The organism is Paraburkholderia sp. BR14320, assembly GCF_040948665.1.
Taxonomy (GTDB): Bacteria; Pseudomonadota; Gammaproteobacteria; order Burkholderiales; family Burkholderiaceae; genus Paraburkholderia; species Paraburkholderia youngii.
Window position 1 is genome coordinate 1 of the sequence record NZ_JBFPKG010000422.1, and the last position, 219, is coordinate 219.

1 pseudogene is annotated in these 219 nt (G+C 64.4%); it reads right to left on the minus strand.

The features are described 5' to 3' along the window. A pseudogene (locus AB3X89_RS40910) lies at positions 1-219 on the minus strand (4-hydroxy-2-oxovalerate aldolase); the annotation flags it as partial.

Consider the following 219-nt stretch of genomic DNA (forward strand, 5'->3'; position numbering starts at 1 on the left):
CGTCGACGATCATGTCTTCCTGACCGCCGACCATGCGGCGCTTGCCCAGTTCGACCAGAATGTCGACGGTCTTCAGGCCGTACTTGTTCGCGGCCACTTCCGAATGACGCAGGAAGCTCGAATACACGCCGGCATAACCGAGCGCGAGCGTTTCGCGATCGACGCGCACCGGGCGGTCCTGCAGCGGACGCACGATGTCGTCGGCGGCGTCCATCAGCG